Here is a 22,132-nt window from a genome sequence, read left to right as displayed (position 1 = left end):
CTGTCGGTCAGGAGTCCTTCTCGTGCGTCCCGTCCACTTCGCGGCCGCCCGCCGCACCCCCATCGGCAAACTGCGCGGAGCCCTGTCCTCCGTACGGCCCGACGACCTCGCCGCGACCGTCATCCGCGGGCTGGTCGCCGAGGTGCCCGGGCTCGACCCGGCGCGCATCGACGACGTGTACTGGGGCGCCGCGAACCAGGCAGGCGAGGACAACCGCAATGTCGCCCGCATGGCCGCGCTGCTCGCCGGGCTGCCCGAATCGGTGCCCGGCGCCACGGTGAACCGGCTCTGCGCCTCCGGTCTGGAGGCCGTGACCACCGCGGCCCGCACCATCGCCGCGGGCGAGGCCGACATCGTGCTCGCGGGCGGCTCCGAGTCGATGAGCCGCGCGCCCTTCGTCCTGGCCCGCCCCGACGAGGCCCTGCCGCACCGCATGGAGACCGTCGACACCCGGCTCGGCTGGCGGCTGGTCAACCCGGCGATGAAGGACCTCCACGGGCTGCTGGCCATGGGGGAGACCGCGGAGGAGGTCGCCGCGCGATACGGCGTCTCGCGCGAGCGGCAGGACGAGTTCGCCCTGCGCAGCCACCGACTGGCCGCCGAGGCCCGCAAGAACGGCCACTTCGACGACGAACTGCTGCCGGTCGAGCGGCCGGACGGGGTGGTCGTCGACAGCGACGAGTGCGTGCGCGAGGACACCTCGGTGGAGAAGCTCGCGCGGCTCAAGCCCGTCTTCCGGGAGGGCGGCACGGTCACCGCGGGGAACGCCTCGCCGATGAACGACGGTGCCGCGGGGCTGCTCCTGGTCAGCGAGGAGGCCCTGAACGACCTCGGGCTCGAATCGCTCGGCCGGTATGCGGGCGGCGCGTCCGCGGGTGTGCATCCGGATGTGATGGGCATCGGACCGGTTCCGGCCACGCAGAAGGTGCTCGCCCGGGCGCGGTGGAGCGTGGCGGACATCCAGGAGGCCGAGTTCAACGAGGCGTTCGCGGCGCAGGCGCTGGCCTGCGTCGACCGGCTGGGCATCGATCCGGAACTGGTCAACCCGACGGGCGGCGCGATCGCGCTCGGCCATCCGCTGGGCTGCTCGGGCGCCCGCATCCTGACCACCCTGCTGCACCGGATGCGCCGCACGGGCGCGGAGCGCGGCCTCGCCACGATGTGCGTCGGGGTGGGGCAGGGGAGCGCGGTGCTGGTGGAGCGCCACTAGGTCCTGCCGGCGCGGCGGGGTGACAGCGGGTGGGGCGCGGGCGACAGCGGGCGGGGCGCGCTCGCCGGTCGGTGAGACGCGTGCTGACGCGTTGGTTGAATGTGCATAGCATCAGTCTTCGCATGGACACGATGACGCTGTGGCACATCACCGGCTGGGAGTTCGCCGCGCTCGCCTTCGCGGCGCTGCTCGTCGGCTTCTCCAAGACCGCCGTGAGCGGGGCCAACACGGTCAGCCTGGCGGTCTTCGCCGCGGTGCTGCCCGCCCGTGCCTCCACGGGCGTACTGCTTCCGGTGCTGATCGCGGGGGACCTGCTCGCCGTGCTCACCTACCGGCGGCACGCGCACTGGCCCACCCTGTGGCGGCTGTTCCCCGCCGTCGCGGGCGGAGTGGTCGCGGGCACGGTGTTCCTGATGTGGGCCGACGACGGGATCGTGCGGACGTCGATCGGCGTGATCCTGCTGCTGATGGCCGCCGTGACGGTGTGGCGGCGCCGGACCGCCGACACCGAGCGTGACCCGGACGCGGTGGTCACCCGCGGCGGCCGGATCAAGGCCCGCTCCTACGGCGTCCTCGGCGGGTTCACCACCATGGTCGCCAACGCCGGCGGACCGGTGATGGCGATGTACCTGCTCTCCGCGGGCTTCCGGAAGCTCGGCTTCCTGGGCACCTCGGCCTTCTTCTTCCTGATCGTCAACGTCTCGAAGGTGCCGTTCAGCGTCGGGCTCGGCCTCATCGACGGCCGCTCGCTGCTGCTCGACGCCGCGCTCGTGGGGTTCGTCGTGCCGGGCGCGTTGCTCGGCAAATGGGTTGTGAACCGGATCAACCAGCGACTCTTCGAGCAGCTCGTCATCGCGGCGACCGTGGTGGGCGGCGTCCAGCTCCTGCTGCCCTGAACCGTGGGGCGGTACCGGCGGATCGCCTGCCGGACGGCCGTAGGCTCACCCCATGTCCCCGCACGTCCTCATCCTCGGCGGCACCACGGAGGCCCGTGAACTCGCCGCCGTGCTCACCGCGCTGCCCGGCCTCCGGGTGACCACCTCGCTCGCGGGCCGCGTCCAACGGCCCGGCGCCGTCACCGGCGAGGTGCGCATCGGAGGGTTCGGCGGCGTGGAAGGGCTCGCGAACTGGCTGCGCGAGGAGCGCGTGGACGCCCTCGTCGACGCCACCCACCCCTTCGCCGCGTCGATCACGGCGAACGCCGCCCGCGCCGCCGCGGCGACCGGCGTACCGGCGGTCGTGCTGCGCCGCCCCGGCTGGCAGCCCGGCCCGGAGGACCGCTGGCATCCGGTCGCCTCCCTGGATGCGGCGGCCGAGCTGCTGCCGAGCCTGGGCCGCCGGGTCTTCCTGACCACCGGCCGCCTCGGCCTCGCGGCCTTCGCCCCGCTGACGGAGCTGCACTTCGTCGTACGGTCCGTGGAGCCGCCCGCGCCGCCGCTGCCGCCGCGCACCGAAGTCCTGCTGGCCCGCGGCCCGTTCACGGTGGCCGACGAGACGGCCCTGCTGCTGGGCCACTGCGTCGACGTCCTGGTGACCAAGGACAGCGGCGGGCAGGCGACGGCGGCGAAACTCACGGCCGCCCGGCACCTCGCGCTGCCCGTGGTGGTCGTACGGCGTCCACCGCTGCCCGAGGACGTCGTGGCGGTGCCGGACGTGGCGGGCGTGCTGGAACGGCTGGGCCTCAGCCCTCGATGACCGAGCGGCGCATCCGGTCGATGACGCGCAGCACCTCGGCACGGTTCTTGGCGCTCTTGACCCAGGTGGGGAGCCGGGCGACGACGGTCATCTTCCGGCCGTGCTCGTACCAGGGCGCCCGCTCGCGCAGGTCCGCCGCGACGAACCGGCGGATCAGGTCCAGGTGTTCGAGGCTGTACGCCCACAGCTCGCCGTGCCGGGTCTCCGCGCGGAGCCACAGCCTCGGCCAGGTGCTCGGCGTCACGGGGCGGCACCGGCCGCAGGACCGGCAGATCACCCTGCTCGCCTCGAGGTGGGCGACGCGGTCGCAGCCCGGGCAGCGGACCAGCACGGAGTGGCGGTAGCGGTACGCGTCCGTGCCGGGGTCGTGGAAGCGGACCGGGGCGGGAGACATGGCTCGATCATGACGGTGACCGGCGCGCCGGGGCAATCGGGTTTCAGCGGGCGGCCGCCCTCACACGGTGCAGCAGTCAGGGGGCGGCCGCCGTCGCCGCTTCCTTCAGCCGGGCCGGCAGGCCGCTGCTCAGGTCCTCCAGCAGGAGCCGCTTGGCGATCGTGTCGACGGCGGCCCGCAGATCCGTACCCGAGGGGCGGCCGATGTCCTGTTCCACCCGTTCCTCCAGCCAGACGGCCCAGGAACGGCTGATCACCTCGGCCTCGCGGGCACCCGCGTGGGTGTGCGAGAGCAGGGAGCCGTCGCGGGTCAGATAGCCCTCCTCGACCATCCGGTCGAAGACCGGCAGCAGCACCTCGGGCGGCACATGGCGGCGGGCTGCGATCAGCCCCAGGCTGGCATGGCCGACCACCCGGGTCAGCAGCTCCACCTGCATCACCGCCCAGGCTCCGGCCACGTCCAGACGCGTGTCGGAGGACCGCACCAGATCGCGTGCGGTGTCCAGATCGGTACTGCCGATGATCTTCATGACGGAGACCTCGAGCACCCGCTGCGAGTCGGCGCCGCGCGGCTGCGCAAACCCCTCGCCCATGTCCGTCGACCCCATCCGGGCGCTGTCCCGCAGCTCGACCTGCTTGAGGAAGAGGGCGACGAGGAAGCCGAGCGCCGCGACCGGCACCGTCCACAGGAACACGGTCTGCAAGGTATCCGCGTAGGCGTTGATGATCGGCGCCGCCACCGCCGGCGGCAGGTCGTGCAGGCCCTCCGGGCTGGTCGCCGCCTGGGCGACGGTCGCCGGGTCCACCTCGCCGGTCCGGGCGGCGGCCTCGACTCCCTCCCGCAGATTGGGCGTGAGGCTGTTGGTGTAGATCGTGCCGAAGACGGCCGTGCCGAAGGAACTGCCCAGCGTGCGGAAGAAGGTCACGCCCGAGGTCGCGGTGCCGAGATCGGCGTACTCCACGGTGTTCTGCACCGCGATCGTCAGCACCTGCATGCACAGGCCGATGCCGGTCCCCAGCACGAACATGTACAGCGACTCCAGCCAGGCCCCGGTCGACGGCCCCATCAGGGACATCAGATACAGCCCGACGCCCATGACCAGGGAGCCGATGATCGGGAACAGCCGGTACCTGCCGGTCTTGCTGACCACGTTGCCGCTGAAGACCGACGCGATCAGCAGCCCGGCCACCATCGGCAGCGTCCGCACACCCGACACGGTCGCCGAATCGCCGTCCACGTACTGCAGATACGTCGGCAGAAAGGTCAGCGCGCCGAGCATGGCGAAGCCGACGATGAAGCTGAGGATCGAGCAGACCGTGAAGACCGGATTGCCGAACAGTCGCATGGGCAGCATGGGTTCGGCCGCGCGGGTCTCCACCCAGCAGAAGAGCCCGAGGGCGAGCACGCCGCCGACGAACAGGCCGATGATGACGCCCGAACCCCAGGCGTACTCGTTCCCGCCCCAACTCGTCGCCAGGATCAGGGCGCTGGCGCCGATCGCGACGAACGCGATGCCGAGGTAGTCGATGACGGGCCGGGCGGCCGACTTGACCACCGGGATGGTGCGGGCGGCGGCGATGACGACGACGATCGCGATGGGGACGTTGACGTAGAACGCCCAGCGCCAGGAGAGATGATCGGTGAACAGGCCGCCCAGCAGCGGCCCGACGACCGTGGCCACCCCGAACACGGCGCCGATCGCGCCCTGGTACTTGCCGCGCTCGCGCAGCGGGATCACATCGGCGATCAGCGCCATCGAGGTGACCATGAGCCCGCCCGCGCCGACGCCCTGCATCGCCCGCCACACGATCAGCAGCGTCATGTTGTCGGCGAGACCGCACAGGAACGAGCCCGTGATGAACACGATCGCCGAGACCTGGAAGACCACCTTGCGGCCGAACATGTCGCCGAACTTGCCCACCAGCACGGTCGCGACGGTCTCGGCGAGCAGGTACGACGTCACCACCCACGACATGTGCGCGGCACCGCCGAGGTCCGACACGATCGTGGGCAGCGCGGTGCCGACGATCGTCTGGTCCAGGGCGGCCAGCAGCATGCCCAGCATGATCGTGACGAAGACGACGTTGCGCCGCCGCTTGTCCAGCACGGGAGGCTCTGCGGCGGGCGGGCGCGCGGTTTCCTCGGCGATGGTCACGAGGACACGATCACACCGGGCGATGGTCCCCGCACGCGGGACGGGCTCTAGGTGTGGTCCGGGTCGCGCTCGGGGTTGCGGCGCAGCAGATACGTGTCCATGATCCAGCCCTTGCGCTCCCGGGCCTCGGCACGCAGCCGCTCGATCCGGGGTGCCGCCTCGGCGATCGGGCCCGAGGCGAGGATCTCGTCCGGAGTGCCTATGTAGGCGCCCCAGTAGATGTCGATGTCCTGGTCGGCGTACTGGCGGAAGGTCTGGTGCGCGTCGAGCATCACCACCACGTCGTCCACGCCCTCGGGGAACCCCTCGGCGAGCCGCCGCCCGGTGGTGATCTGCACGGGACGGGCGACCCGGTTGAGCCCGGTCCGGTGGCGGGCGACGAGCGCGGAGACACTGCTGATGCCGGGGATGACGTCGTACGCGAAGGTCACCGCGCCCTTGCGCAGCACCTCCTCCAGAATCCCCAGCGTGCTGTCGTACAGCGCCGGATCGCCCCAGACCAGGAACGCGCCGGTCTCGTCCGGGCCGAGCTCGTCGGTGATCAGCCGCTCGTAGATGCCGGCGCGGGCGCTGCGCCAGTCGCCGACGGCGGGGGAGTAGGCGGACCCGCCGGCCGAGCGGTCCCGCTCCGGGTCGCGCGCCTCGACGACGCGGTACGTCCCCTGCGGCACATGTGCGTCCAGCATGTCGTGGCGCAGCCGGGTCAGGTCCGACTTCACCTCGCCCTTGTCCAGGACGAAGAAGACGTCCGTGCTCCGCAGCGCCCTGACCGCCTGGAGGGTCAACTGGTCGGGGTCGCCCGCGCCGATACCGATGACATGAATCTTTCGCACGCCCCGAGTCTGCCGCACCCCACGGACGGGGCCGACACCGCGGTGTCCCTCCGGGGGTGGAGGGGGGTTTGTTCGGGCCGTGGGGTGTACTTCCGGGGTTGGCTGGGGTTTGTTCGGCCCGCGGGGTGCGCCTCTGGGGTTGGTTGGGGCTTTGTTCGGGCCGCGGGGTGTCCGTCCGGGGTTCGTGGGGGCCTTGTTCGGGCCGCAGGGTTGGTGAGGGCCCTGTTCGGCCTGCGCGTGTCCGTCCGGGGTTCGAGGGTGCCTTGTCCGGCCCGCGCCGTGTCCCTTCGGTATCCGGCGGGGCCTTGCCCGGCCGTGTCGGTCGCCGCTAGGGCGCCCCGCGCAGCGTCGGTGCGCACCGGCTCGCGTCGACCGGTGCCGCGTCCGCCTCGACGGTCGCCGCCAGCTCCCGCGCCCAGGTGGTCACCCCCGCCAGATCCATCCCGTACGGCCGCGGAAGCCCGGTGTCGGCCGCCCACTCGTCGACCGCGCCGGCCCCGCGCCGGAGCAGCCGGGCGCCGCCGGTGACATTCCCGCGGGCCGAGTGCGTCAGGCCCACCGCGAGCTGGGCCAGCCCCCGCCACAGACCGCGCTCGCGGTCCGGCCCCGCCTTCCAGGCGTCCTCGAAGACCTCGTGCGCGTGGAACGGCCGCCCCGCGTCCAGCAGCTCCTGCGCCTCGGCCACAGTCTGCTCGGGTGTGCGGACGACGCCCTCGGGCTGCCGGTCCACTCCGCTCGCGCCGTAGGGCAGGGGCCGCCCGAGCCCGTCCCGGGGCCGCGCGTTGCGTGCCCGTCCCTCGCTGTCCCGGTCCCGTGCCCCGGCTTCCCGACCCGACGATGTGCTGCCCATACGCCGATTGTGCCGCGCCCGGTGCCCCCTTCGATGCCGCCCCCGGTGTGCGGTAAAGTGCTGTTCGCGCCATCACGCATTTCACCGTGTGTGAGCGCACCGGGACGTGGCGCAGCTTGGTAGCGCACTTGACTGGGGGTCAAGGGGTCGCAGGTTCAAATCCTGTCGTCCCGACTCGTGAGAGTCGCAGGTCGAGGAGCCGTCGCAGAGCAATCCGCGGCGGCTCCTCGGTCGTTCCCGGACGGCATCCCGTCAGCTTCATCCTTGTCGTCCGCCGCGGTGGGCCGGGTGAGGGGGATGCGCGTCTGCCCCTCGATCGGCGCCGGGGTGCGCTCGCCGAGCCGGTCCTCCAGCAGCCGAAGCCTGCTCCGTGTCTCCTCGGGCGTCATGTTCCCCCTCCCCTCACGGCTGCCGCGGGCCGGGATCCGACGGACGGCCCTGCCCTTGTGGCGCGGCAGCCGATGCCACCGTCCGGGGTTCCTCGCCGGTGAGTTCGACGATGCGGTGCGGCGGAACCCCGGCGGCCGCGGCCCGCGCCAGCAGGGCGTCCCGATCGCCCGCGCAGTCGCGATAGGCCAGCAGCTCCTGCTCCACACGGGCGAGGGCGCCCGGCGCCAGGGCCCGGCGCAGCCGGTCGAGCTCCTCGTCGCTCAGCGGAACGGGCAGCTTCTCGGCCCCGTCGGGGATGGCGCCCGTCTCCTCCGGCGGCAGCAGCCGGACCCCCGCGGACGCGGCGGTCACCTCGTGCGCGTCGAGCCAGGCCTGCACGGCGGGCGTCTCCAGGCACGCCAGGTCTCCGACAGCGGCGACGGATGTGCCCAGCGGGGTCGCGGGGTCATCCACGAGGAACAGGTAGGCGTCGTCGGTCACGCTCGTCTCCTTCGCAGACGCGGTGGTCGTGTGCTGTCATCACCTACCCCCTCCGGCGAGGAGCCACCACCCGGCTCACCTCACCTTCGACGTGGCAGAGGTGCAGCGCAGGCCGCCGTCCCACCCGGGATCCGGTGCCGGTTGTCCGCCACCAGCCGGTAGACGGCGCCGGCGACCCACCGCACCGGGGGCACCATGAGCAGGGCCCCGAGCGGCGCCCAGCCCCGGCCCGTACGCAGCAAGATCTTCGCCACCGCGCGGGCACCGCCGTACACCCGGCCCGTCGGGGTCACCCAGAGCGCTTCGTGTGCGGCGCGCTCCGGCGGCACGCCCAGCGCGGCCAGATCCGCGAACTGCCAGGGGACGACCTCGCAGTCGGGGCGGAGGCGGCGTTCGACGACCGACACGTAGGACGTGCAGAAGCCGCAGTCACCGTCGAAGACGAGCACCGGTCGGGTCCGCATGACTCCATCATGCCGAAGCGATGCCGAAGCGATGCCGAACCCCCGGTCACGAGATCGGGTGCGGGGCGGAAGGGATGCCCGACCGCTGAGGGGGCACACGTGGACACGGTGCTCGCAACCACACGGCCGGCGCGCCATCGGCAGCACACACGTGGGCGGGCGGACGATGGCAGAGGACAACGGGACGCAGGGAGCGCAGTGATGAAAGTCCGCTCGTGGCCGATCCGACCGGACCACAGGCTCACCGCCCACGTGGTGGCCGGACGCTACCGGCTCGACGACCTGCTGGGCCGCGGGGGCGCGGCCGACGTGTACGAAGGCATGGACCTGCGCCTGCGGCGGCCGGTCGCGGTGAAGGTCTTCCGCCCGGACGGGGCCGCCGACACCGAGGAGCGGTTCGACAGCGAGGGCCGGCTGCTGGCCCAGTTGCAGCACCCCGGCCTGATCACCGTCTACGACTGCGGGCGGGACGAGGCGACGCCCTTCCTGGTGATGGAACTCGTCAGGGGCACGACGCTGCGCCGGCGGATCACCGCGGCCCCGCTGGCGCCCGCCGAGGCGTGCCGGATCGGAGCCGCGCTGGCCTCGGCGCTGGCCCATGTGCACCGGGCCGGAGTCGTCCACCGCGACGTCAAGCCCGCGAACATCCTGCTGGACGAGGCGGGCGTCCCCCGCCTGACGGACTTCGGCATCTCCCGGCTGCTCGGCACCACGGCACACACCGTCACCGGCGCCCTGGTGGGGACCGCCGCCTACATGGCCCCGGAGCAGGTGCTCGGCCGCGGCGCCGGGCCGGCGGCGGACATCTACAGCCTGGGACTCGTGCTCATCGAGTGCATCAAGGGGGAACTGGAGTACGACGGGGCGCCCCTGGAGGCCGCGATCGCCCGCCTGCACCGGCCCCCGGTCATGCCCACGGACATACCGGCGCCGCTCGTCGAACTGCTGGAAGCGATGACCGACGCGGACGAGAACCGCCGACCGGAGGCCCGGGCCTGTGAGCGCGCCCTGGCCGCTTTGGCATCCGAGGGGTCCGCGGAGACGGCGACGGCCTCCTCCGCGTCCGCCGCTCCGCCCGTGAACGGTGAGGGCGAACCCGGCGAGCGGAACCCGGACACGCTGCGCTCGCACGGCGCGGGTGCCGCACCGCGGATCGCCGCCGCCGGGGCCGCCGCCCCCGCATCCGACGGACGGTCCCCTTCCGGCCGGCCCGCCCCCCGCCGGGCGGGCCGGATGCTGCTGACCGCCGGCGCCGCCCTGACCGTCCTCGGCGTCGGACTGGCCGGGTCGGTGGGCGGACCGGCCGCCGAGGCGGAGAACGCCGGGTCCGCCCCGCCGCGCCCCGCCACGACCGAGCCGGCCGCACCGGGCGGGGACCGGTCGGGCGCGTCAGCGACGCCCTCCCCGTCGGCCGGAGCCGCTGACGTCTCCGGGGCGGCGGCGCGATCCGCTGCGCGCACCGGGAGCAGCCGGGGCACCGGTGCCGAGGCCGCGGCGATCGACGACGGTACGGCGTCGGCTCCCGGCGGCCGGGAGCCGCAGCGTGACCGTGCGAGCGGTCCCGGAGCAGCCGCCCCGGCTGCCGAGAAGGCCGAGGCGGGGCAGGGGAAGTCGAAGCAGGCGAAGGCGAAGGGCAAGCACGCGCGGTGACACCGCTCGTACTCCCTGGCGTGACACCGCCCGGACGGGGCACCTGACACGCAACTTGCCGGCCCCTCTCGGGGCGGTGGCAGGCCCTGGACGGGGAGGGGTGGTGGCATGACGATCGGTGTCCCGGCGAGCGGCTCGGCGCCCGGTCGGCGCGAGCACGGGGCGTACGCCAGGGCCATGGCCCGTACACCGGTCGCCGTGTGGGAGGACGATCTCACCGACTGGGCGGCGGCGCTGACGTACTACGCGGTGCTGGCCGTCTTCCCGGCCCTGCTGGTGGTGGTCTTCGCCATCGCGCTGCTCGGCACGGACTCCCCCCAGGACGTCGTCGCGCAACTGGCCGTCTTCGTGCCGGAGGCGGCCCGCCCGGTCCTCGAGCAGGCGCTGAGCAGCCCGCCGGGGGGCTCGTCGGGCCGTTGGCTGCTGCTCGTGGTCACCGCCGGAGCCGCGCTGTGGTCCGCCTCCAGTTACCTGGCCGTCTTCCGGCGGGCGCTGCACGCGATGCACGGCGTCGCCGACTGCCGCCCGGTGTGGCGGGCGTTCCCGGCCACCCTCCTCAGGGCACTGACCGTGCTCGCACTCCTGCTCAGCGGGGTGCTGACGCTGACGGCCGCCGAGTGGGTCGCCCGGGCCATCGGTGAGGGCACGGGAACGGACCATCAGGCCGCCCTCGTGTGGGCCGGCTTGAAATGGCCGTTGCTGTTCACGGTGGTCGTCGCCATGGTCCTGCTCCTCTTCCGCTCCGGGCCGCCGGAGACCCGAGGGCTGCGGCAGACACTGCCCGGCGGAACCCTGGCGGTGCTGCTCTGGCTGCTGGCATCGGCGGGTTTCGCCTTCTACGCGTCGCACATCGCGTCGTACAACCGTCTCTACGGCTCCCTCGCGGGCGGAGTGGTGTTCCTGGTGTGGCTGTGGGTCTCCCACGTCGTGCTGCTGGCGGGCGCGCAGTTCAACGCCCAGCTGGCGCATGACGGGCGACCGAAGCGGCCCGATCCCTGCGCCTCGGGCGAGAACTCCTGAGGGCCCGTTTCGTTCGCCCTGTCTCACGCCCTCGGTCCGCCCTGTCTGACGCCCGTCGTCCTGGGTACGCGGAGGGCGCGGCGCGGGAATGGGGTGACGACCATGACGCTGTTCCGTGATCGTGGGCACGCCGGACGGGAGCTGGCCCGGGAACTGCGGAGCCGGCACGAGAAGGACCCCCTGGTCCTCGCGCTGCCGCGGGGCGGGGTGACCGTGGCCCAGGAAGTGGCCCGCGCGCTGGACGCCCCGCTCGACGTCCTGGTCGCGCGCAAGATCGGCGCACCCTTCCAGGAGGAGCTCGGCGTCGGCGCGCTCTGCGGTGACGATCCTCCGGTCTTCGACGACTGGGCCCTGAACCGGCTCGGCCTCACCCGGTCCGCGCTGGAACCGGTGGTGGCCCGCGAGCGCGCGGAACTGCGCCGCCGCGAGGAGCTGTACCGGCACGGCCGTCCCGCCCTCGAGCTGGGCGGACGTACCGTGATCGTGGTCGACGACGGACTGGCCACCGGAGCCACCGCCCGGGCCGCGCTGCGCTGGACCCGGGGCAGGTCGCCCGCGCGCGTGCTGCTGGCGGTGCCGGTCGGCTCGCCCGAGGGCGTGGAGCTGATGAGCCGGGAGGCCGACGAGGTGATCTGCCCGCACCGGCCGCGCGACTTCATGGCCGTCGGGCTCTGGTACGACGACTTCCAGCAGCTCACCGACGCCGATGTGCTGGCCGCGCTGCGCACGGGCGCCGAGGGCTGAGACCGCCGCGTGATGATAGAAGCGGACCATGACCTCTTCCTCCGTGCCAGGAATCGACACCCCCGACCGCCGCGGCCGCACCGGACTCGACCGGACCGGCCTGGACCTGACCGGCAACCCGCGCGTGAAGGTGCGGGACGTGAAGCTGCTGTCCAGTCACTGGTACGTCGAGCGGTCCACGACCTTCGACTTCCGGCACGCCGACGGCACCTGGAGCCTCCAGGAGCGCGAGACCCACGACCGCGGCAACGGCGCCACGATGCTCCTGTACGACGCCGCGCGCGAAACGGTGCTGCTCACCCGGCAGTTCCGCTTCCCCGTGTACGTCAACGGCCACCCCGACGGGATGCTGGTGGAGACCCCGGGCGGACTCCTCGACGAGGACGACGAGCACCCCGAGATCGCCGTGCGGCGCGAGGTGGTGGAGGAGACCGGCCACACCATCGGGGCGGTGCAGCATGTGTTCGACGTCTATATGAGCCCCGGCTCGGTCACCGAGCGGGTGAGCTTCTACGCGGCCGAGTACGGGCCGTCCACCCGCACCCACGAGGGCGGTGGCCTGGGCGAGGAGGGCGAGGACATCGAGATCCTCGAACTGCCCTTCCGGCAGGCCCTGGAGATGATCCGCACCGGGGAGATCGCCGACGCCAAGACGATCATGCTGCTGCAATGGGCGGCCCTGGAGGGTCCGTTCGCCAAGTAGGCGTCCCGGCGCTTGACTTGAAGTGCGCTTCAAGCTGAAGACTCCCCCTCGTACACCACCCACGCGAGGAGATCCGGCATGAAGTACCGCACCATCGGCACCGACCCGCTGCACCGCCGCGAGGTCAGCGTCCTCGCGCTCGGCGCGATGCTGTTCGGCTCGTACACCGACGAGGAGACGTCCTTCGCCGTACTCGACCGCTATGTCGAGGCCGGCGGGAACTTCATCGACACGTCCGACAACTACGCCTTCTGGGCGGACGGCGGCCAGGGCGGCCAGAGCGAGGAACTGCTCGGCCGGTGGCGGCGCAGCCGGGGAATCGGCGGCGAGATCGTCATCGCCACCAAGCTCGGTGCCCGCCCCCTGGCCCCCGGCACCGGCTACGTGGACAACCCGGAGGGCCTGTCCGCGAAGGTCATCAGGGAAGCCGCCGAGCGCAGCCGGGAGCGGCTCGGCGTGGAGAAGATCGACCTGCTCTACGCCCACATCGAGGACCGGCGGGTGCCGCTCGCCGAGACCGTGGAAGGGTTCGCCGTGCTGGTCGCCGAGGGCACCGTCGGGCTGCTGGGCGCCAGCAACCACGCGGTGTGGCGGGTGGAACGGGCCCGCGCGCTGGCCGCCGCGGCCGGACTGCCCGGCTACCAGGTGCTGCAGTACCAGCACAGCCTGCTGCGCCCGCGCTCCGACGTCCCGAGCGACCTCTTCCCCGACGGGGGCCTCGGCCACGCCGGTCCCGAACTCCTGAGCTACCTGCGCGCCGAGTCCGACCTCACCCTGGTCGCCTACTCACCGCTGCTCGCCGGTGCCTACACGCGCGAGGACAAGCCGCTGCCCGCGGACTACGACCACCCCGGCACCCCGGCCCGCCTCAAGGTGCTGCGGGAGGTCGCCCGGGAGGCCGACGCGACCGTCAACCAGGTCGTCCTGGCCTGGCAGATCGGCGCCGACCTGCCGGTGATCCCGCTGGCCGGGGCATCCTCGGTGGCCCAGCTGGAGGAGAACCTGGCGGCGGTGGACCTGGAGCTGACGGGGGAGCAGCGGGCTCGGCTGGACGCCGCTCACTGAGCCCGGGTGGATTACGCTCCGAAGAGGGAGCCGAAGGAGCGTGGATCATGCCCACACCTGGAGAGCGGTCCGTCCGTACCACCCCCGAAGGCCTGCTGTGGGAGCCGTGCGAGCGCTGGGTGCGCGGTGTGAAGGGCGACGTCACCGTCGTCGACAGCCGCCACCCCGTCCTCGTCTGGGAGCCCGAGGGCGTCCCAGTTCCGGGCTACGCCTTCCCGCGCGAGGAGGTCCGCACCGACCTCCTGCGCCCGGCGGGGAACCCCCCGACCGGCACCCATACCGGCTCACGGATCTTCTACGATCTCGAAGTCGACGGCGAGCGGGCGGAAAACGCCGCCTGGACGTTTCCCGCCGCGGATCTGGCCGGACACATCGCCTTCGAGTGGTTTCTGCGCCGCAGCAACGGCCTCGACCACTGGTACGAGGAGGAAGAGGAGATCTTCGGCCACCCGCGCGACCCGCATCACCGGGTGGACGCTCTGCGCAGTAGCCGCCATGTGCAGGTCGAGATCGACGGCACGGTCGTGGCCGACACCCGCCGCCCGGTGCTGCTCTTCGAGACGGGTCTGCCGACGCGGTACTACATCCCCGCGGAGGACGTCCGCCTCGACCTCTTCGAGGCCACCGAGCACACCTCCCTGTGCCCCTACAAGGGAAACGCCCGGTACTGGAGCCTGAGCCGCGAGGCCGACGTCCCACGGAACATCGTCTGGAGCTATCCGCAACCGCTGCCCGCGGTCGGCGCCATCGAGGGGCATCTGGCCTTCTACAACGAGGCCGCCGACCTGGTCGTGGACGGCGAACGCCTGGAACGTCCGGTCACTCCGTTCAGCGAGTCGCTCAGGAAGTGAACCGGTCGAGCAGGGCGTCCAGTCCGGCCGCAAGGCCCTCGGGGCCACCCCCCTCGGCCAGAGCCGGGGCGGCCTCGCGCAGCCGGGGCAGCTCCTGGGGCGGCATCCGGTGCAGACCCAGCCGGAACGCGGGCTCCGGCTCCTTGGGGTTGTCCACCATCTCCCCCAGCTCCACCGACACATAACCGAGCAGCCAGGCGGTGAAGGCGCGGAAGCCGGCCATGGACCGTGCCTCGTCCAGACCTCCTTCGCGCAGCAGGGCCAGCACCCGCTCGTGGTCCCTCAGCACCGCCAGGGGGCGGCGGGCCAGTGGAACGGCCAGCATGCGGGTGGCCAGCAACGGCACGACCTGCGGGTGCATCAGGCAGACGTCGTACGTGGCCCGGGCGATCCGGTGGAGCTCCGCCCGCCACTCGGTCGTTCCGGCCTCGGCGGCCAGGCGTTGTTCCAGTTCCACGTAGAGCGCCTCGACCAGGCCGTCCAGGAGGGCGTCCTTGCTGGAGGCATACCGGTACAGCGCCATCGCCTCCACGCCGAGTTCGCCGCCGAGGCGGCGCATGCTCAGCGCCGAGAGGCCCTCCCGGTCGACCAGTTCCAGGGCGCTGGCGAGGACGCGCTCGCGGCTCAGGCGGCCGTAGCGGCCCCGGTCCCCGGCGCGTCGGCCGGTCTCGGGCTTCTTGTCCGTCGCCATGTTCGACCTCGGGCTCCTGTCAGTGCCGACGGTGTCGACATACGGTGGAAGGTTACAGAGTATTCCGGCTGTCGTCAGCTGTTGCAGTGCTCCATTCAGAGTTATAAATTTGAGTTACATGTACTGCTGGGGAGTTGATCGTGAACTCAGCAAAGGGAGAGCCGGTCACGGTCATCGGTTCAGGACCGTACGGCCTGGCTACGGCCGCCCATTTGAAGCGTCAAGGAATTCCGTTCAGAATTTTTGGTGAGCTGATGGGTGGCTGGCGCTCCCATATGCCGAAAGGCATGTATCTGAAGTCCTCTCCCTTCTCCTCCTTCATTTCCGCCCCGGCTCCGGGCTGGAAACTTTCGGATTTTCAGGCCTCGGAGGGAAGAGCCACCGGTGGCGAGCGGGACCCGGTCCCCATTTCCGAATTCATCCGGTACGGACTCTGGTTCCAGCAGCACTGGGCACCCCAACTCGAAGAGGTGACGGTCCGCCGAGTGGAAACAGGGCCCGGCGGGGGATTCAGGATCAGCCTGGATTCCGGTGAGGAGTTCGACAGCCGAGCCGTGGTCGTAGCCGTGGGAATCGCGCGATTCGCCCATGTGTCGTCCGTGCTGGCCCCGCTGGTGGGCGACGGGCTTGTCTCCCATACCGCGGACCACGTGGACCTGGCGCGGTTCGCCGGGCAGCGGGTGGCCGTGGTGGGAGCGGGACAGTCGGCGCTGGAGAGCGCTGCCCTGCTGCACGAGGCGGGCGCCCGGCCCACGGTCCTCGCCCGTACCCCCTCGCTGGCCTTCGGCCCGCCACCGAAAACCGAGCGCCCCGGGGAACGTTCGGTGCGGGCGCGGATGATGTATCCCAATTCTCTGCTGGGAGACGGATGGCCGCTCCTGGCGTGCAGCAGAGGGCCCGTCCTCTACCGGCATCTGCCCGCCCGTGCGCGCGCGCATCTGCTGCGCACCATTCTCGGCCCCTATGGTGCGTGGTGGCTCCGGGAGCGGGTCGACGGGCGCCTGCCGGTGCGGTGCGGCGTCCGCATCGGCTCGGCGAAACCCGGCAGCGGCGGGGGCGTACTGCTCGAGCTGGAAGGACCGGACGGAGACCGGCGGACACTGGAGGCCGACCATGTCATTGCCGGCACCGGCTACCGCGTGGACCTCGACCGTCTGGAGATGCTGGGCGCCGAACTGCGTCGCGAGGTCGTCAAGAACGGCGGTTCCCCTCGGCTCTCGGCCGATTTCGAATCCTCGGTCCCGGGTCTCTTCTTCACCGGGCTGACCGCGGCTCCCACGTTCGGACCGCTTCTGCGGTTCGTCTCCGGATCGGGAGTCGCCGCGCGGCGCATCAGTCGTGAGCTGCACGCAGTGGCCGGGTGAGACGTCGACCGACCATGCCACCGAAGCGGACCGATTCGGCAACCGCCGGCCAGGGGTCGTCCCAGCTCAGCCAGGCACGTTCGGTGCCGCGACGGGGCAGGATCGCGGGCGGGACGCGATGTTCCCGCCAGGCGTCGACGGTGGCCGACAGCAGGTCCAGTTGACCCACCACGTACATACGGCCGTAGCTCTGCTCCGCGCGGGGAATGCGCTGGCCCGTCAGATCGAGGTACAGGGCCCGGACCACATCGATGCCCTGGCCGGACTCGAAGAGCCGGAACTGGGCCCCGACACGGGGGTTGAAGTCGACCAGCTTGTACAGGCCGTCCCGCCGGTCCCACCGCCAGTCGAGATCGGCCACGCCGCTGTACCCGATGCGTCGGCACAGTTGTGCGGCCAGTCGGCCGAGCCCCGGGTTGGGCCGCGCGCACGCCCTGGTGGTCGCTCCGCTGCGCGCGGGCCAGGAGCGGATCTTGTACCCCGTGAAGACGGCCCGGGGCGTGCCCCGCGCTCCGCAGTAGAGGTGGGTGCTCCAGTCCTCGGCGTCGGTCGGCGGAATGTACTCCTGCATCAACACCGAGGGCGCTTCATGGGGCCCGACGAGGGCCAGCAGTTCATCCTCGTCCCGCACGACGGTCGTGTGAGTCACGACGGGTGAGCGCACCCGGGTGTACGCCTCCAGGTTCTTGAGCACCAACGGATAACCCAAGTCCTGGGCACATGCCAGGAGTTCTGTGCGGTCGGCGGGCGCGTGGGCCCGTGGCGTGGGGACGCCGTGCTCGATGCAGATACGGCGCAATCCCTCCTTGCTCGCCAGTGCCCGGGGCAGGGCGGCGGGTACGGGCGGCAGCGTGAACCACTCCGCGAGGCGTTCCGCGTTCTCCGCCAGCAGCACGGCGGACTCGTCGTCGGTCGGCACCGCGACAGCCCTGCGGCCGATCGCGCGGCCGAGGCGCAGGAGCGCGGAGACGAGGGCCCGGGGCTCCTCGAGGCCCGTCGTCGGCACGACGAACCGGCCTGCGAGGTGACGGGACACGGCGCAAGGGGTGAACCGGTCCTCGACCATGGCGTACACGGGCACCCCCGCCCTGCCCAGGCTGCGCAGGGCGCCCAGGCAGCCGTGATTCTGCGGGGAGGGGCCCACTTTCACCAGCAGGGCGGGCACATCGTGGTTCATGGCGGGCCTCGGTCCTTCGTCAGTACGCCCCGGTCCCACGGATGACCGCGCCCGGGGTGCGGGCCAGGATGCGCAGGTCCAGGGCCGTCGACCAGTTCTCGACATAGCTCAGGTCGAGGTGCATCCGCTCCTCCAGCGGAAGCGCGGAGCGTCCGCTCACCTGCCACAGCCCACTCAGACCGGGCTTCACCAACAGGCGGAGCCGTCTGATGTCCTCGGGCAGGGCAATGGTCTCGTCCGGTGGCAGCGGCCGCGGGCCGACGAGCGACATCCGGCCCGCCACCACGTTGAGCAGTTGGGGGAGTTCGTCCAGCGACCAGCGACGCAGAAACGCTCCCACGCGGGTGACCCGCGGATCGTCGACGATCTTGAACAGTGCACCGTTGCCGTACTGGTTGAGTGCGGAGAGTTCTCCCTTGCGCTGCTCCGCGTCCTGGTGCATCGTCCGGAATTTCAGCAGGGTGAACTCCTCGCCGCGCAACCCGATCCGGCAGTGCTTGAACAGGGCGGGGCCGGGGCTGTCGAGCCGGATCAGGGCGGCAAGGATCAGCATCAGCGGGGCGAGGAGGAGAAGGCCGGCCGCGGCGAACAACCGGTCCGTCAGTTCCTTGGGGATGCGCGGGAGCCGGGAGAGGGCCGGCGCGTGGAGCTCCATCAGGGGGAGCCCCGCGACCGGCGTCACGGTCAGCCGGGGGGCAGCCACATCGGCCAGTACCGGCGCGAGGAGGAGTTCCACTCGCGCTTCCTGGAGCTGCCAGGAGAGCCTGCGCAGTTCACGGGCCTCCAGCCCGGGGCTCGGCAGGGCGATCACCGCGTCGCAGCCGCCGTGCCGTACCGCTTCAGCCGTGGCGTCCACGCCGACGTACGAGGGCACCCCGTCGGGCACGACGGGGTCGGCCTGGGCGGGATCCGTCAGGCAGACGCCGACCACCACGAGGCCGCAGTCGCTGTTCCGGCGCAGCAGGGAGATCAGGTCGGCGGCCGAGGAGGCGGGTCCGACCACCACCGCTCGCTCGAGATTCCGTCCGTGGTGCCAGGCCGAGCGCAGGCGCGATCGCCGGGCCCGGCGCAGCAGGAGCGTCGCTGCCACGGTGACGGGCAGCGCGAAGAGTGTGTCGTGCAGCGGGCCGGCCTCGGGCGCGAACCACCAGGCCACGCTCGCTCCCACGGTGATCAGTCCCGCGGCGCGCAGCACCCGGCGGGACTCCTGTGTCCCTTCACGCAAGCAGTGCTGTTCATAGGCCCCGCGCCTTGCCAGGCACAGGATCCAGGCGGCCGGCAGCACGGCGAGGACGAACCACCGGTCGAAGAGGAGCAGGACCGTGACGGAGGCCGCGAGGGCCGCGATCATGTCCGTGGCCATGAACGGGATCGACGGCAGATGGCAGCCGCCGGTCCGGTGCGGTGTGCCGGGGATCGCCCGCCTCACTCGGCGCGGCGTCTCCCGCTGGGCTGTCCTGGGCGTGCTCATGGGCGTGCTCATCGGGTAGCGCCCCTTGGAACGACAATGCCCCCCTATGTACGCTTACGTTGTAAATATACATACTCGACCCAAGTGCTGGGCCAGGTCAAGGGGGCTTGACGCGACGAAGCCGAGGCGTCGAGAGTGTACGTGTACGTCGTAAACGAGGCGTCCGTGCCCAGGGAGGCCACTGACATGCCGCCGACGTCGAGCAGCCGAAGCATCCTGCACATCGCCCAGTCGAGCGAGGGGGGTGCCGCCACCGTCGTCACCGGCCTGGTCGGCGGGCAGCGTGCCAGGGGGGACCGAGTCGTCGTCGCGTGTCTGCCGGGGAGTCGACTGGCCGCGCGGGCGGCGCGGGCCGGTGCCGAGGTACTGGTCTGGGATGCCCGTCGCGCCCCGGGCCCCTGGCTGCCCCATGAAGTGGCCGCGGTGCGGCGCGTCGTGGATTCGGCCCGCCCGGACGTCGTTCATCTGCACAGTTCCAAGGCGGGGCTGGCCGGGCGGATCGCCCTGAGGGGACGCCTGCCCACTGTCTTCCAGCCCCACGCGTGGGCCTTCGATGCCGTGACGGGGCTCCTGCGGGTGGCCACCGTGCGGTGGGAAAGGACCGGGGCTCGGTGGACACACCGGCTGGTGTGCGTCAGCGAGGCGGAACGCGAGCAGGGCGAGGCCGCCGGCGTCCGGGCTCCCTACGTGGTGATTCCCAACGGGGTCGACCTCGATCACTTCGACGAGCGGGGCGGCTCGGCACGCGCGGCGGCCAGACGTCGCCTCGGCGTAGCCCCTGCCGCACCGCTCGCGGTGTGCGTCGGGCGACTGTGCCGACAGAAGGGCCAGGACGTGCTGCTTCGGAGCTGGGAGGACGTCGTCGACCGGGTTCCCGCCGTTCGGCTCGCCCTGGTGGGTGACGGGCCGGACCGGGAGACACTGCGAGAGCGGGCGTCCGCCGCGGTGGTCTTCGCGGGAGCGGTGGAGGACCCCCGGGACTGGTATCTCGCGGCGGATCTCGTCGTGCTGCCGTCACGGTGGGAAGGCATGGCGCTCGCCCCCCTGGAGGCCATGGCCGCCGGCCGTCCCGTGGTCGTGACCGACGTGGCGGGCGCACGCGAAGCGCTTCCGCCGGACCACGCGGCGCGCTCAGTGGTGCCGCCGGACGATCCGCGGGCACTCTCCGAGGCGGTGGCCTCCCTCCTGTCGGACCAGGCGACCTGCGCGGCGCTGGGCCGTCAGGCCCGCACCCACGTGCGCCGGCACCACGGCGTGGACCAGGTCGTCGAGCACATGTCCACGGTGTACGAGGCCGCCCGCGGCGCATGGGAAGCACGCACGGGCCGCTCGCGCTGAGGACGGTGCAGGACCCTCGGCCGACTCAGCTCCGGCGGTCCTTCAGCCGCAGAGTCAGTCCGTGGACCGCCCCCGCTGTCTTGGCGAGATCACGTACGGCCGTGACCAGGGGAATGAGAGGCAGGGCGGACCAGTGGTGCCCGCGGACGGCCCGTGCCATCGGCAGCGACAGGTAGGTGAGGGCCGCGGCGGCCACGAGCGCTCGGGCGCGAGGGCCTCGTGCCAGCGCGGCGGGGGCGGCCAGGTAGGCGACCGCTCTCAGGGCGTCGCGGCCCAGCAGGCGGCCATCGGCCATCTGCCCGCTGCCCTGGCCGTACCGGTAGTACATCACCGCCGTACTGCGCATCGTCGGCCGCTGCGCCCACTCCACCTCGGCGGACGTGACCAGCACCGCACGACCGCCTGCCGCGATGACATCCCGGGCGAACGCCAGGTCCTCAGCCGTCTTCAGGTGTTCGGTGAACCCCTCGGCGTCCTGCCATGCCGCGCGGGTGAAAGCCATCGATCGGCCGCTGGGCGTCGACGCGTCGAAGGCACGGCCGAGAAGCCGGGTGTACACGCGCGTCCAGGGCCCCGGGTGGAGGACTTCCTCCGGCACCGGATACCCCACCAGTGCCATGGCCCTGGCCGACACCCCGTCACTGCTCACCCGGTACCCGCCGGTCAGCAGATCGGCGGGCCGCGGTTCGGCCCAGGCCGCGCGCAGCCGGGCCAGCCAGTCCGGAGCGGGGACACAGCCCGCGTCGGTGCAGGCGATGAGAGGGTTGCGGGCCGCGCGGACGCCGGCGTTGCGCGTTGCGGGCAGTCCGCGGTGGGGGTTTCCGAGGACGTGGACCCTGGCGTCGTCCGCTGCCCAGGCGGTGGCCCGGTCCGCGGTGTCGTCGGTGGAACCGTCGTCCACCACCACGATCTCGTCGCCGTCCACGGTCAGTTGCGGCAGCAGCAGTTCGAGGAGTCGGTCGACACCTTCCCCCTCGTTCCAGAAACAGGTCATGACCGAGACCGGAGCCGTCCCGGTCAGCCCGGCGCCGGACAGCCGGGCGGCCTCGGCCAGTGCCTGCGCCAACAGGTCCGCGGACATCCGGGGGCCGTCGGGACCGGTGGCAGGACTGGGCACCAGCGTCGCCTCGGGGTGCCGGGACGCCCGGACCAGGGCGGGTTCGGTCGCCACGCAGCCGTCGGTCAGCGCGGCCAGCAGCGCCATGACCGGTCCGTCGAACGCGTGGTCGTGCTTGACCCATACGCACCGGACCCCGGCAAGCCAAGCCGCCGGAGCGGCGGCCAACGCCGCCCGGACTCCGTCGGCCAGGAGCACGTCAGGGCGGGTCGCGCGGAGATGGCGCACCAGCCAGGGGGTCGTGGAGCCGAGAACGGCGACGGAGTCGCCGGTGGCGCGCACGAAGCTCGGCATCCCCCGACGAGTGAACTCCTCGCGCAGGGGCCCGTCCTGCGGCAGCACCGCCTCGACCGCCAGCCGGTCCGTGGCATCCAGCAGGGACAGAAGCCAGCTCTCGGCTTCACCGACGACGCCGGTGGATGCCACCACGGTGACGCGCAATCGATCCGACATGGGGAATCACTCTCCTC

At 72.2% G+C, this 22,132-nt stretch carries 21 protein-coding genes and 1 tRNA gene; 12 read left to right on the top strand and 10 right to left on the bottom strand.

Annotation, left to right across the window (positions count from 1 at the left end):
* The first annotated feature begins 22 nt into the window (after positions 1 to 22).
* From M8H82_RS12235 to M8H82_RS12225, 3 genes are all read left to right on the top strand, one after another.
* Positions 23 to 1,210 (top strand): thiolase family protein, encoded by a 1,188-nt coding sequence (locus tag M8H82_RS12235; protein ID WP_250073136.1) that lies wholly within the window; start codon positions 23 to 25, stop codon positions 1,208 to 1,210.
* Between the two features lie 122 nt (positions 1,211 to 1,332).
* Positions 1,333 to 2,106, top strand: coding sequence for a sulfite exporter TauE/SafE family protein (locus M8H82_RS12230; RefSeq protein WP_250073133.1), 774 nt, complete (start codon positions 1,333 to 1,335; stop codon positions 2,104 to 2,106).
* Between the two features lie 52 nt (positions 2,107 to 2,158).
* Positions 2,159 to 2,905: a cobalt-precorrin-6A reductase gene (locus tag M8H82_RS12225; protein ID WP_250073132.1), complete on the top strand. Its 747-nt coding sequence runs from the start codon at positions 2,159 to 2,161 to the stop codon at positions 2,903 to 2,905.
* Here M8H82_RS12225 and M8H82_RS12220 read toward each other — a convergent pair.
* From M8H82_RS12220 to M8H82_RS12205, 4 genes are all read right to left on the bottom strand, one after another.
* Complete coding sequence (locus M8H82_RS12220) at positions 2,892 to 3,299, bottom strand: hypothetical protein (RefSeq protein WP_250073130.1); 408 nt, start codon at positions 3,297 to 3,299, stop codon at positions 2,892 to 2,894. The two genes, M8H82_RS12225 and M8H82_RS12220, sit on opposite strands and share 14 nt — an antisense overlap.
* 76 nt (positions 3,300 to 3,375) lie before the next feature.
* Positions 3,376 to 5,454, bottom strand: a complete 2,079-nt coding sequence (locus M8H82_RS12215) for an MDR family MFS transporter (protein ID WP_250073128.1) — start codon at positions 5,452 to 5,454, stop codon at positions 3,376 to 3,378.
* A 47-nt stretch (positions 5,455 to 5,501) separates the two neighbouring features.
* Positions 5,502 to 6,287 (bottom strand): precorrin-6A synthase (deacetylating), encoded by a 786-nt coding sequence (cobF, locus tag M8H82_RS12210; protein ID WP_250073126.1) that lies wholly within the window; start codon positions 6,285 to 6,287, stop codon positions 5,502 to 5,504.
* 328 nt (positions 6,288 to 6,615) lie between these two features.
* A complete protein-coding gene (locus M8H82_RS12205) occupies positions 6,616 to 7,137 on the bottom strand; it encodes a DUF309 domain-containing protein (RefSeq protein WP_250073124.1) in 522 nt (173 codons plus the stop codon).
* A gap of 100 nt (positions 7,138 to 7,237) precedes the next feature.
* On the opposite strand from M8H82_RS12205, the gene M8H82_RS12200 reads away from it, so the two are divergent.
* A tRNA-Pro gene (locus M8H82_RS12200) sits at positions 7,238 to 7,311 on the top strand.
* Between the two features lie 228 nt (positions 7,312 to 7,539).
* On the opposite strand, the gene M8H82_RS12195 is transcribed toward M8H82_RS12200, so the two are convergent.
* The gene (locus tag M8H82_RS12195) at positions 7,540 to 8,007 is read right to left on the bottom strand and encodes a DUF6003 family protein (protein ID WP_250073122.1); all 468 of its coding nucleotides are present in this window, start codon (positions 8,005 to 8,007) and stop codon (positions 7,540 to 7,542) included.
* Positions 8,008 to 8,087: 80 nt separating this feature from the next.
* On the bottom strand, positions 8,088 to 8,471 hold the full coding sequence (locus M8H82_RS12190; RefSeq protein WP_250073120.1) for a thiol-disulfide oxidoreductase DCC family protein: 384 nt from the start codon (positions 8,469 to 8,471) through the stop codon (positions 8,088 to 8,090).
* Positions 8,472 to 8,672: 201 nt separating this feature from the next.
* Here M8H82_RS12190 and M8H82_RS12185 point away from each other — a divergent pair, with 201 nt between their 5' ends.
* From M8H82_RS12185 to M8H82_RS12160, 6 genes are all read left to right on the top strand, one after another.
* A complete protein-coding gene (locus M8H82_RS12185; protein WP_250073119.1) occupies positions 8,673 to 10,121 on the top strand; it encodes a serine/threonine-protein kinase in 1,449 nt (482 codons plus the stop codon).
* A 108-nt stretch (positions 10,122 to 10,229) separates the two neighbouring features.
* Entirely contained in the window at positions 10,230 to 11,141 is a 912-nt protein-coding gene (locus M8H82_RS12180; protein ID WP_250073118.1) for a YihY/virulence factor BrkB family protein, read from the top strand.
* Positions 11,142 to 11,243: 102 nt separating this feature from the next.
* The gene (locus tag M8H82_RS12175; RefSeq protein ID WP_250073117.1) at positions 11,244 to 11,885 is read left to right on the top strand and encodes a phosphoribosyltransferase; all 642 of its coding nucleotides are present in this window, start codon (positions 11,244 to 11,246) and stop codon (positions 11,883 to 11,885) included.
* A 28-nt stretch (positions 11,886 to 11,913) separates the two neighbouring features.
* Entirely contained in the window at positions 11,914 to 12,588 is a 675-nt protein-coding gene (locus M8H82_RS12170; RefSeq protein WP_250073116.1) for an NUDIX domain-containing protein, read from the top strand.
* Between the two features lie 78 nt (positions 12,589 to 12,666).
* Entirely contained in the window at positions 12,667 to 13,653 is a 987-nt protein-coding gene (locus M8H82_RS12165; protein ID WP_250073115.1) for an aldo/keto reductase, read from the top strand.
* A 47-nt stretch (positions 13,654 to 13,700) separates the two neighbouring features.
* The gene (locus M8H82_RS12160) at positions 13,701 to 14,504 is read left to right on the top strand and encodes a DUF427 domain-containing protein (RefSeq protein ID WP_250073114.1); all 804 of its coding nucleotides are present in this window, start codon (positions 13,701 to 13,703) and stop codon (positions 14,502 to 14,504) included.
* Here the strand turns inward: M8H82_RS12160 and M8H82_RS12155 are convergent.
* Complete coding sequence (locus tag M8H82_RS12155; protein ID WP_250073113.1) at positions 14,494 to 15,195, bottom strand: TetR/AcrR family transcriptional regulator; 702 nt, start codon at positions 15,193 to 15,195, stop codon at positions 14,494 to 14,496. The genes M8H82_RS12160 and M8H82_RS12155 overlap by 11 nt on opposite strands.
* 140 nt (positions 15,196 to 15,335) lie before the next feature.
* Here M8H82_RS12155 and M8H82_RS12150 point away from each other — a divergent pair, with 140 nt between their 5' ends.
* Positions 15,336 to 16,559, top strand: a complete 1,224-nt coding sequence (locus M8H82_RS12150; RefSeq protein ID WP_250073112.1) for an NAD(P)-binding domain-containing protein — start codon at positions 15,336 to 15,338, stop codon at positions 16,557 to 16,559.
* Here the strand turns inward: M8H82_RS12150 and M8H82_RS12145 are convergent.
* Both M8H82_RS12145 and M8H82_RS12140 read right to left on the bottom strand, forming a co-directional pair.
* Complete coding sequence (locus M8H82_RS12145; protein ID WP_250073111.1) at positions 16,528 to 17,736, bottom strand: ATP-grasp domain-containing protein; 1,209 nt, start codon at positions 17,734 to 17,736, stop codon at positions 16,528 to 16,530. The two genes, M8H82_RS12150 and M8H82_RS12145, sit on opposite strands and share 32 nt — an antisense overlap.
* A 19-nt stretch (positions 17,737 to 17,755) precedes the next feature.
* Positions 17,756 to 19,207 carry a sugar transferase gene (locus tag M8H82_RS12140; protein WP_250073110.1) on the bottom strand — a complete coding sequence of 484 codons (1,452 nt, stop codon included), beginning with the start codon at positions 19,205 to 19,207 and terminating at the stop codon, positions 17,756 to 17,758.
* 186 nt (positions 19,208 to 19,393) lie between these two features.
* Here M8H82_RS12140 and M8H82_RS12135 point away from each other — a divergent pair, with 186 nt between their 5' ends.
* Complete coding sequence (locus M8H82_RS12135; RefSeq protein ID WP_250073109.1) at positions 19,394 to 20,545, top strand: glycosyltransferase family 4 protein; 1,152 nt, start codon at positions 19,394 to 19,396, stop codon at positions 20,543 to 20,545.
* A 25-nt stretch (positions 20,546 to 20,570) separates the two neighbouring features.
* Here M8H82_RS12135 and M8H82_RS12130 read toward each other — a convergent pair whose 3' ends face one another.
* Positions 20,571 to 22,115, bottom strand: a complete 1,545-nt coding sequence (locus M8H82_RS12130) for a glycosyltransferase (protein WP_250073108.1) — start codon at positions 22,113 to 22,115, stop codon at positions 20,571 to 20,573.
* Positions 22,116 to 22,132: the final 17 nt, after the last annotated feature.

It is taken from the genome of Streptomyces sp. YS415 (assembly GCF_023544665.1).
GTDB lineage: Bacteria > Actinomycetota > Actinomycetes > Streptomycetales > Streptomycetaceae > Streptomyces.
This window is presented reverse-complemented; position numbering and strand designations above follow the sequence as displayed.